This window comes from Lysinibacillus sp. GbtcB16, assembly GCF_019091145.1.
GTDB classification, from domain to species: domain Bacteria; phylum Bacillota; class Bacilli; order Bacillales_A; family Planococcaceae; genus Lysinibacillus; species Lysinibacillus fusiformis.
This window is the reverse complement of record NZ_JAGXJV010000068.1, coordinates 1-997: the sequence shown is the minus strand read 5'-3', so window position 1 is coordinate 997 and position 997 is coordinate 1. Positions and strand designations below refer to the sequence as shown.

The 997-nt window shown below is 31.7% G+C and carries 1 protein-coding gene; it reads left to right on the top strand.

Annotation, left to right across the window (positions count from 1 at the left end):
- A partial coding sequence (locus tag KVT27_RS23300) for a histidine kinase (protein ID WP_217582039.1) occupies window positions 1-933 on the top strand: 933 nt, incomplete at its 5' end.
- Between the last annotated feature and the right edge of the window lie 64 nt (window positions 934-997).

Genomic DNA, 997 nt, shown 5'->3' with positions numbered 1-997 from the left:
ACATACAATATTACCATTGTGCATTCGGCTCAAGATGCTATTTTCTTATTAGAGAGCATGAAAGATTTCGCGCTTCTTATCATAGATGAAACTCTTCCTGAGATTGGAGGAGTCGAACTTGCTAAACATATACGCAAAAAAACATCAGTACTAGAATTACCTATTCTAATGTTAAGTTCAAAAGATTATCCAACGCATGTAGATCATTTATTTGCAAGTGGAATAAATGATTACTTAGTCAAACCTTATACAAAGCAAGTACTATTAGCTAGATTACATACTATTTTCCAAACAAAAGAAGCGATACTGCAAGCATTTGAAAATGAAATGGCCTTTCTACAGGCACAAATTAAACCGCACTTCTTATATAATGCAATGAGTAATATTATTTCATTTTGTTATACAGATAGCGAACATGCTGCACATCTCCTAACGATGCTAAGCTCCTACTTACGCTATATATTTGAATCCGGAAACGAAACAAATTACTCTACATTACAAAAAGAAATTTCCATCATTCGAGCATATGTAGAAATAGAAAAGGCACGATTTGGCGAACGTCTTTCTTTTTCATATGAAGTTGACACTATTGAATCTTTAGATGAAATATATATACCTAATTTACTCGTACAACCACTTGTGGAAAATGCAATACGCCACGGTCTATTTGAGAAAGAAGAAAACGGTCATGTACAAATTAATATAAAACAAATAAAAGAGATTTTATTTATACAAGTAATAGATAACGGTATTGGGATGTCAGAAACAACCATACACAATTTGTTAAACGGAACTCTTCAGAACCAAGGAATTGGATTTTCTAATGTTTTACGTCGTGTTCGAAAGTTTTCTAATGGAACTGTAGAAATTTATTCTATTGAAAGTAAAGGAACAACTATTAATGTAACGATTCCATTAAAGGAGAGAATGTAGTGTGGCGAATAGTAATAATAGAAGATGAAAAGCCTATTTTAGATTTACATAATCATTTATTAAC